Origin of the sequence: Synechococcus sp. H60.3, from assembly GCF_047462295.1 — a bacterium.
Taxonomy (GTDB): domain Bacteria; phylum Cyanobacteriota; class Cyanobacteriia; order Thermostichales; family Thermostichaceae; genus Thermostichus.
In genome coordinates this window covers 1-2,954 of record NZ_JANSIY010000182.1, presented here as the reverse complement: position 1 = coordinate 2,954, position 2,954 = coordinate 1, and the positions used below count along the sequence as shown (strand labels likewise).

The window sequence follows — 2,954 nt, the reverse complement described above, 5'->3', positions numbered from 1 at the left end:
GGCGTTTCTCTCACCACCAGGAGCAGTCCTTTTCGATAGGCCTTTTCCATCGCTTCAGCTAGGTAAGCTTTGAGGCTAGGGCTCTCCGCAATGAGCTCCTGGATCTCCTGTCGCTGTTCGATGATCGTGGCCTGCCAACTTTTGCCGCGAAGCTGGGGCTGGAACTGCCATTTGAGGAGGTGCCCCAGCAGGATCCCCAAGCGATTGACCAATTCGCGGCGCTCTTGCCTGCCCAAAGCCTCGATTTCCTCCGCCAAATGCACGGTGTCTAGCTGCTCCAGCCGGCCCGCCCGCAGCAGCGCTGCCTGCTCCTGAGTCCAGGCATAGAAGTCGCGCTCGTAAAGCTGCATGTCCACCCCCATCTGGGCGCTGCCCGGGTATCAACCAATCCTACTGGCTCTACAAGTGGCTGGGCGCGGGGGAGCTGGCCTGCCTTTAACTGCCGCTTGAGCCAAGAGTCCGCTAGACTAAAATCTGGACATCCCTTTTGCAACTCTATGGCCGACCCTCTCACCCCTCAGGTTAGCGAGCGCATCTGCAAACACATGAACGAAGACCACGCCGATGCGCTGGCGCTCTATGCCAAAGTCTTCGGCCAAGTGGAAGGGGTGACGCAGGCTCGCATGCAGGCCATTGACTCAGAAGGGATGGACCTGCAGGTAGAGGTAGACGGGGCCCTACGAACCCTGCGCATTCCCTTTGAGCACCCTCTCAAAGATTCTGAAGATGCCCACCACACCCTGATTGCCATGCTGAAACAGGCCCGTGCTCGCCTCCGGCAAGCCAGTAGCTAATCTGGGCCTGGCAGCAAAAAAGGAGAAGACCCCAGCACTGGCTAGCCAGCCGAGGCCGGCAAGAGACGGGTCTAGTGAGCTTGCTGCAGGAGCAGATCCAACTTGCCCTGGGCCTCAAGGGCATAGAGGTCGTCGCAGCCGCCGATGTGCTGGTTGTTGATGAAAATCTGGGGCACCGAACGGCGCCCGTTGGCCCGCTTAGCCATCTCCGCTCGCGCCGCCTCATCCCCATCAATGGCGTATTCGATGTACTTGACTCCCTTGCGGTCTAGCAGTTGCTTGGCGCGAATGCAAAAAGGGCAAAAACGCCAGGTGTAGATCTCAACAGCCATAGGGAGATAACGAACGCTTTCACATAGCTTAACATTTCTCTAGAGCTGGGATCCCTTAGTTGGCCTCCTTCCAGTTGTGGCCAATTTGAATATCCACCACCAGCGGTATGGAGAGGGGCACCGCCCCTTCCATTTCTCTTTGAATGAGGGGCTGTAAGTCCTGCCATTCTGAGGGCTCTACTTCAAATACCAGCTCGTCGTGAACCTGCAAAAGTAAACGCGAACGAAAGTTCTGGAGCTTTTCCTGCAGGCGCACCATAGCTACTTTGATAATGTCTGAAGCGGATCCCTGAATGGGGGCATTCACAGCAGCCCGCAGCTCGGCTTGTTTGCGGTGGCCCGATAGCTGAGACAAATTGGGGAAATAGCGGCGGCGACCCAGGATGGTTTCCACATAGCCGTGTTCTTCCACAAAGGCTTCGGTGGCGCGGAGATAGGCAAAAACGCCAGCATAGCGCTCATTAAATCGCTGCAAGAACTGCTTAGCTTCTGCCAGCGATACTCCTGCCGTGCGGGCAAAACGCTGGGCTCCCATGCCATAGATCACGCCATAGTTAATTGTCTTGGCAAGGCGGCGTTCCTCACTGGTTACCTCTTGCTTTTCAAAGAGCAAGCGAGCGGTTAGGGTATGCACATCTTCCCCGGAGCGAAAGCACTCAAGGAGGGTTGGCTCTTGGCTGAGGTGGGCCAGGATGCGCAGCTCAATTTGTGAGTAGTCAGCCGAGGCCAACAGCCATCCCTCCTGGGGAATGAAGGCCTGGCGAATGCGGCGGCTAAACTCGCTGCGGATGGGGATATTTTGCAAATTGGGGTTGGAGGAGCTGAGCCGGCCAGTGGCAGTAACGGTCTGGTTAAAGTTGGTGTGCACCCTGCCTGTATCGCGTCTTACCAGAGCTGGCAGCGCATCCACATAGGTGGATTTGAGCTTGGCCAGGGTGCGGTACTGGAGAATAGTTTCAATAACTGGGTGATCCCCTTCCAGCTTCTCTAAAACAGAAGCGTCGGTGGAGTAGCCGGTAGCTGTCTTGCGAGTTTTTCGGACATCTAGCTTGAGCTTTTCAAAGAGTAGGGATGCCAGTTGTTTGGGAGAGTTGAGGTTAAAGACCTCCCCCACTTGGGCATAGGCCTTTTGCTCCAGGCTTTGTAGCTCTTTTTCCAGCTCCTGAGAAAACTGCTGGAGAAACTCAGTGTCGATACGGATGCCGACCCACTCCATTTCTTCCAAAACATGAGCCAAGGGCAACTCCACCTGGATAAAAAGATTCCAGAGGCGTGGGTCAGTCTGTTGCAGCTTCTCGGTGAGGATAGGCACCAAGCGATAGGCGCAATAGGCATCGGTGCCGCAATATTCTGCCACTTTGGCAATGGGCAGATCGGCAATGGACTTTGCTTTGCCCAGCAACTTTTCGTAGCTGGTGGTGGGCAAATTTAAATAGCTAGCTGCCAAGTCGGCCAAGTTGTGGCTGGCCTCTGGGTTGAGAACGTAGCTGGCCAGCATGGGATCAAATTGGATCCCTTGTAGGCGGATGCCATGGGCGCGAAAAATACTGAGATCATACTTGCAATTTTGCAGGCTTTTGGGCCGATTGGGATCCTCCCAAATGGGCTTTAGGCTCTGCTTAACTAGGTTCCAGTCCAGGTTGGATCCCTGGCGGTGACCAATGGGCAAATAGGCCACATCCCCCTCTGACCAACAGCAGCCAATTCCCACCAGTTGGGCGTCGCGGGGATCCAAACTCGTGGTTTCCGTATCCCAGGCTACGATCCCCGAACAGGCCAACAGCTCTTGCCGCAACAGCTCCAATTGCTCTGGGGTATCCACAATGCG

4 protein-coding genes are annotated in these 2,954 nt (G+C 55.6%); 1 reads left to right on the top strand and 3 read right to left on the bottom strand.

All coding sequences use genetic code 11. The features are described from left to right. Positions 1-350 (bottom strand): DUF29 domain-containing protein (locus tag NW841_RS12540; RefSeq protein WP_414386694.1); only part of this gene is annotated, 350 nt, incomplete at its 3' end. 147 nt (positions 351-497) lie between these two features. On the opposite strand from NW841_RS12540, the gene NW841_RS12535 reads away from it, so the two are divergent. Next, positions 498-794: a DUF2470 domain-containing protein gene (locus NW841_RS12535; protein ID WP_414378482.1), complete on the top strand. Its 297-nt coding sequence runs from the start codon at positions 498-500 to the stop codon at positions 792-794. Between the two features lie 71 nt (positions 795-865). Here the strand turns inward: NW841_RS12535 and grxC are convergent, their stop codons facing one another. Both grxC and polA read right to left on the bottom strand, forming a co-directional pair. Next, complete coding sequence (grxC, locus tag NW841_RS12530; RefSeq protein WP_414359978.1) at positions 866-1,126, bottom strand: glutaredoxin 3; 261 nt, start codon at positions 1,124-1,126, stop codon at positions 866-868. A 55-nt stretch (positions 1,127-1,181) separates the two neighbouring features. After that, positions 1,182-2,954 (bottom strand): DNA polymerase I (polA, locus tag NW841_RS12525; RefSeq protein WP_414386691.1); only part of this gene is annotated, 1,773 nt, incomplete at its 5' end.

Bases quoted from the DNA above. Each gene is read 5' to 3' on its own strand.
- NW841_RS12535 (WP_414378482.1), top strand. From the start codon at position 498: ATGGCCGACCCTCTCACCCCTCAGGTTAGCGAGCGCATCTGCAAACAC.
- grxC (WP_414359978.1), bottom strand. From the start codon at position 1,126: ATGGCTGTTGAGATCTACACCTGGCGTTTTTGCCCTTTTTGCATTCGC.